This is a genomic window from Salmonella sp. SAL4457 (assembly GCF_046548235.1).
Lineage (GTDB): Bacteria > Pseudomonadota > Gammaproteobacteria > Enterobacterales > Enterobacteriaceae > Salmonella > Salmonella enterica.
Genome location: NZ_JBGDZO010000141.1, coordinates 1 through 363 on the forward strand (window position 1 = coordinate 1; position 363 = coordinate 363).

At 66.4% G+C, this 363-nt stretch carries 1 protein-coding gene; it reads left to right on the top strand.

Annotated elements, in window-relative coordinates:
• The coding region (locus ACLJNW_RS23620) for a 2-oxo acid dehydrogenase subunit E2 (protein ID WP_410961143.1) at nucleotides 1-363 on the top strand (363 nt) is incomplete at both ends.

The window sequence follows — 363 nt, forward strand, 5'->3', positions numbered from 1 at the left end:
GCTCAAGGCCTGCGCCCACCTGCTCAAGGAACTGCCGGACTTCAACAGTTCGCTGGCCCCCAGCGGCAAGGCGCTGATCCGCAAGAAGTACGTACACATCGGCTTCGCCGTGGACACTCCGGACGGCCTGCTGGTCCCGGTGATCCGCGATGTCGACCGGAAGAGCCTCCTGCAACTGGCCGCCGAGGCCGCCGACCTGGCCGACAAGGCCCGCAACAAGAAGCTCTCGGCCGATGCCATGCAGGGCGCCTGCTTCACCATCTCCAGTCTCGGCCACATCGGCGGCACCGGCTTCACGCCGATCGTCAACGCGCCGGAAGTGGCGATCCTCGGTGTGTCCAAGGCGACCATGCAGCCGGTATG